The sequence below is a fragment of the Thermodesulfovibrionales bacterium genome, from assembly GCA_035622735.1.
Classification (GTDB): domain Bacteria; phylum Nitrospirota; class Thermodesulfovibrionia; order Thermodesulfovibrionales; family UBA9159; genus DASPUT01.
The window spans coordinates 1-4,291 of record DASPUT010000258.1 but is presented as its reverse complement, the minus strand read 5'-3'; the positions used below and the strand labels follow the sequence as shown (position 1 = coordinate 4,291).

Annotated in this window: 4 protein-coding genes; all 4 read right to left on the bottom strand. The window is 54.7% G+C overall.

All coding sequences use genetic code 11. The features are described 5' to 3' along the window. Positions 1 to 261 precede the first annotated feature (261 nt). Complete coding sequence (locus VEI96_13405; protein ID HXX58991.1) at positions 262 to 1,140, bottom strand: cytochrome c oxidase assembly protein COX14; 879 nt, start codon at positions 1,138 to 1,140, stop codon at positions 262 to 264. Positions 1,141 to 1,158: 18 nt separating this feature from the next. Beyond that, positions 1,159 to 1,920, bottom strand: coding sequence for a prolipoprotein diacylglyceryl transferase (gene lgt / locus VEI96_13400; GenBank protein ID HXX58990.1), 762 nt, complete (start codon positions 1,918 to 1,920; stop codon positions 1,159 to 1,161). Beyond that, positions 1,920 to 2,396: a signal peptidase II gene (gene lspA, locus VEI96_13395; GenBank protein ID HXX58989.1), complete on the bottom strand. Its 477-nt coding sequence runs from the start codon at positions 2,394 to 2,396 to the stop codon at positions 1,920 to 1,922. The genes lgt and lspA overlap by 1 nt, the downstream gene beginning before the upstream one ends. Then, positions 2,375 to 4,291, bottom strand: a 1,917-nt coding sequence (locus tag VEI96_13390) for a class I tRNA ligase family protein (GenBank protein HXX58988.1), incomplete at its 5' end; no start/stop codon positions are given. The genes VEI96_13390 and lspA, both read right to left, overlap by 22 nt.

Here is a 4,291-nt window from a genome sequence, read left to right as displayed (position 1 = left end):
CGACCAGAGGCCAAAGGTCGGCTGTATGCGGATGAGGCGTATGCATGGGTATCCTTTCTCTGCGTATTACCGGTAAGACTGAAATGGCATGACTGTTTCACCGGGCCGGAACCGCCTGTTCAGGTCACCGGGAAAAAGCGGATTCTCACTCAAGGACGTCCCGTTTTGTGTCATGCCCTTAAAAAATATTACCACGATATTTTCAGGAGTCAAGCTAATTTCTCTCGACTGCTAATTTCTCTCGACAGGCGGGTCCGATGATTAATAAACGAAGGTCTTCGGGTCCCGATTCGGATGGCATCTGTTGCAGAGGCCTTTCGCCTCGGTCCTGCCGACAACCCATCGGTGAGCCTTGTGGCAATCGAGACATTGCATGCCCTTTTTCATGTGGCGGTCGTGCTGCCCGATTTTTGTCTCGCTGCCATGACACTCTCCGAGGCAATCTGTCGACGTAAGCTTTATTTTTCCATGGGGTTTGTGACAGCGGTGGCACGGGAACGTCGACATGGGCCCCACAGTCGGAACCTTGTGACATCTCCTGCACTTTTCATTCGAGACCATCTGGACGGACTTTTCCGAAAAAGAATGGCACTTCAAACAGGAAAATGCCTCCATTCCGACGCCATGAACGCCCTTATCCTTGTGGCATTCCTGGCAGGCCTTTTCATTCGGTCTGAAGCGGTGGAGGCTCCCACCGTGGCAAACCTTGCACGTGGTGTTCAGCATGAATACGTGCTTGGCATGGCCGTATGATTTCCTGAGAGTCACAGAGCCCTGTGCGATCTCATCTATGTGACAGTTCTTGCATTCGAGCCAGGGCTTGTTCCGGCCGTGTGATTGGGAAAAAGGACCGGGGTTCTTGAGGACAAACGACACGAGGAGCTGATTCTGCTCGAGCAGGTTCAGATGGTGGCATTTTTGACAGACGATATCCCTGTGCTTTCCCCTCTCCCACTCCGCAACGGCCTCCTTCATCATGTGGCATGACGTGCAGAACGCGGGGTCGTCCTGGGTATAGCGGTAGTATCTGTATCCCACGACAACGCCGAGCACCGCGATGACGGCTATCAGTGCGAGGACGAAACCCTTGATATGGTCCATGACCCTGTCTAAGAACTCAATGAATTTCCTGTTTCGCATGAGACCGGAGATGGACGCTCAGGATTCTCTCGCGAGTCTTTTCAGCATGCCGATCGCCAGGAGAGCCGTGAGCATGCTGATGCCCTGCGATACCGAGATGCCGGAGAAGATGAAGCCCCTCACCTCATCGCCTCTGAAGAACTCAACGAAGAATCGGAGGAGAGAATAAAGCAAAAGGTACGTCCAGAACAACTGTCCCCTGTAAGACTGGTGTCTTCTCAGGGTCACGAGGATAACGAAATTCAGCAGCTCCCCTAAAGATTCATAGAGTTGGGTGGGATGAAGGGGGACGCCTGTCGTGGCGAGACATTCCGGGTCGGAAAAGACGACGGCCCACGGCAGGGCGTTAGCGGTCTTCCCGAAGCAACACCCCGCAAAAAAGCAGCCGAGTCTCCCGAGGGCATGTCCTATCGCGAGAGACGGGGCAAATATGTCTGCTATCTTCCAGCGATCGAGGTCATATTTTTTCAGGTACCATATCGCCACCGGCACCGCTAGCATGAGACCTCCGTAAAAGACGAGCCCCCCTTCCCAAATCTTAAAGACATCAAGGGGGTGCTGGAGATAATGGCCGGCATTGAGAGCAACGAAAAAAAGCCGCGATCCGACGAGCGCAGAGAGGAGCAGATAGAATCCGATGTCCAAGATCCTCTCGGAAGGGATCCCCTCCCTCTTCGCCTGACGAACGGCGAGCATAAGACCAAGCAGAAAACCCGCAGCAACGAAGGCCCCATAGGTGTGTACGGTGAGCGGGCCTATCCGGATTAACACGGGATGCATTAAACGGGTTCCCTCGTCCTGGCAGGCAAGAGTGAACTCACGAGGAGCAGCCCGAGTCCGATCGTGAGGGCAGAATCGGCGATGTTGAAGGCGGGCCAGTGGAATCTGCCGACAAAGACATCTATGAAATCGGTCACCCTGCCGAAGACGATCCGGTCTATGAGGTTGCCGATGGCCCCTCCGAGGATGAGCGCATAGGCGACCCAGTCCCCTCTGCTTTTTGCCAGGAGAACGGAGAGGAGGATGATCGCCGCAGCCGAGATGATGATGAATGTGTTGTTGCCGAGACCCTTGAATAACCCGAAGGCGGCACCCTCGTTCCTCACACTGACGAACTGGAGGAACGGCAGGATCCTTACGGTCTCGAAGGGTGTGAGAGAGCCCCTCACGAGGTATTTTGTTATCTGGTCAAGAGCGACGACCAGTCCCGAGACGAGAAAGGGAAGAGATCGCTTCATCGCAGGTTCGGATAACATCTCTCACACAACTCCGGCGCGTCTTCGAACGTGCCGACCCGTACGCTCCAGTTCCAGCACCGCTGGCATTTCTTCCCGGAGGCCTTCAGAACCGCCACGGAGACGCCCGGCGACTCCGTGCTCTCGTAGACTTCTCCGTCCTTCTCTTCGCTTCTCCTGATCTCCGCTTCGGAGACGATGAAGAGCGCCGTGAGAAAACCGCGGTAACCATCGAGGAGCCGGTAATCACCATCGCCGAGGAAAAGGACGACCTTCGCCTCGAGGGAATTTCCGATGAACCGCTCCTGCCTTTTCAATTCGAGCGCTTTATTGACCACATCCCGTATCGCGATCAACCTTGACCACTTTTCTTCCAGTAAGGTGTCATAAAATTTCTCCTCAAAGACAGGGAAGGCCGTGAGGAAAACGCTCTCTTCCTTTTCACCAGGGACGAAACTCCATATTTCATCGGCGGTAAAAGAGAGAACCGGTGCCATGAGCCGCGTCATCGCAGAGAGTATCTGCCGGAGGACCCACTGGGCAGCCCGCCTCTCCGTTGCATCCGCCCTCGCCGTATAAAGCCTGTCCTTAAGGATGTCGAGGTAAAAGGAACTCATATCCACGATGCAGAAATTATGGATACTGTGGTATACCTGATGGAATTCGAATTTTTCGTATGCATCGGTCACCTTCTTCACAAGGCCCTGCAGCCTGGACATCGCCCACCGGTCTATCTCGAGCAGGTGGGAGCCGTAATCCCTGCCGTCATAATCAGAGAGGTTGCCGAGGAGAAAACGGGCCGTATTCCTTATCTTCCGGTATGCCTCTACGAGCCTGTCGATGATCTCCTTCGATATCTTGATGTCGTCCCTGTAGTCTTCGGCCGAGACCCAGAGACGCACGATTTCCGCTCCGTTCGCCTTGATGATGTCCTGGGGCGCGACGACATTCCCCAAGGATTTCGACATCTTCTTCCCCTGTCCGTCTACGACAAAACCGTGGGTGAGGACTGTCCGGTAAGGAGCAGAACCCCGTGACCCCACCGATGCGATGAGGGAACTCTGGAACCATCCCCTGTGCTGGTCGCTCCCTTCAAGATACATGTCGGCAGGCCAGGCCACCCGCTCATCCTTCTCGAGAAGGGCGGCATGACTCACCCCTGAATCGAACCAGACATCAAGGATGTCGGTCTCTTTGGAGAATCGTCTTCCCCCGCATTTCTTGCAGGTATACCCTGCGGGGAGCAGTTCCTCCGGCTTTGTCGTGAACCAGACATCAGAACCTCGAGACTCAACGAGCTTGACGATTCCATCGAGCACGGAATGGTCGTCGATTACCTTCCCGCATTCCTTACACTTCAGGAGCGCTATCGGTACGCCCCATGCGCGCTGCCTCGATATGCACCAATCAGGCCTGTTCGACACCATGCCGTGGATCCTCTCCTTTCCCCAGGAAGGAATCCATTGCACCCCGTCTATCTCGGTCAGGCACTTTCTCCTGAGATCGTTCTCGGCCATCGAGATGAACCACTGTTCCGTCGCCCGGAAGATTACCGGTTTCTTACACCTCCAGCAGTGGGGATAGCAGTGCGTGATCTTTTCTTCCTTTATAAGCGCACCCTTTTCCTGGAGCATCCCGATAATCGTCGTGTTTGCCTTAAAGACAAACTGTCCTTCGAGTTCACCTGCCTCCCGGGTGAATTTACCGTGGTCGTCGACCGGCGCGTAACTATCGAGACCGTACTTGAGCCCTATTTCGTAATCGTCCTCGCCATGGCCGGGAGCTATATGGACGATGCCGGTCCCTTCTTCAAGCGAGACAAAATTTCCGAGAACGGTCTGAGATTTTCTCGGGATGAAGGGATGGTCAGCACGCATTCCTTCCAGTGCCCTTCCCGGACGTTTCGCCATGATGGT